The 368-nt window shown below is 51.1% G+C and carries 1 protein-coding gene; it reads left to right on the forward strand.

The window, feature by feature from the left end:
* Positions 1-368: 3,4-dihydroxy-2-butanone-4-phosphate synthase (locus tag LKX83_RS32080; protein ID WP_227887317.1), on the forward strand; the 368-nt coding region annotated here is incomplete at both ends.

Genomic DNA, 368 nt, shown 5'->3' on the forward strand with positions numbered 1-368 from the left:
CCGCCGCGCCGGTCATACAGAGGCGGCCGTTGATCTGGCTCGTTTATGCGGCAGCTATCCTGCCGGTGTCATTTGCGAGATTATGAATGAAGATGGCTCCATGGCACGTGTGCCTGATTTGGCTCATATCGCAGAGAAGCATGATTTGAAGATGATTACGATTGAAGAGTTAATTCGCTATCGTACTCGTTACGATAAGCTGGTGAAGCGCGAAGTGGAGGTAGAGCTGCCGACCGAGTATGGGCATTTCCGCATGGTTGCCTATACGAACGATACGGATGGCAAAGAGCATGTAGCCCTTGTTAAAGGCGATATTGATGCTGATACGCCGACGCTTGTTCGGGTCCATTCGGAATGTTTGACAGGTG

This window comes from Cohnella baijiui, assembly GCF_020731285.1.
Lineage (GTDB): Bacteria > Bacillota > Bacilli > Paenibacillales > Paenibacillaceae > Cohnella.